Source organism: Plantactinospora sp. A48, from assembly GCF_055793945.1.
This window is the reverse complement of record NZ_JBTIXF010000171.1, coordinates 1-223: the sequence shown is the minus strand read 5'-3', so window position 1 is coordinate 223 and position 223 is coordinate 1. Positions and strand designations below refer to the sequence as shown.

Genomic DNA, 223 nt, shown 5'->3' with positions numbered 1-223 from the left:
CGACCTACACCCGTGACCAAGGCGTCCGACACATGATCGCTGCCCTGGATCTGACCACCGGGCGCCTGCACTACCGCATCCGGGACCGAAAGCGGTGGCGGGAGTTCCTGAACTTCCTCAAGACCCTACGCCGCCGCTGGCCCGACCAGAGGCTGTATCTGATCTGCGACAACTTCTCCCCGCACAAGCACCCCGAGGTCCGCGCCTGGTGCACCGCCAACCA

General features: G+C 65.5%; 1 pseudogene. It reads left to right on the top strand.

The features are described from left to right. Positions 1-32: 32 nt before the first annotated feature. A pseudogene (locus ACXN5W_RS30475) lies at positions 33-223 on the top strand (IS630 family transposase); the annotation flags it as partial.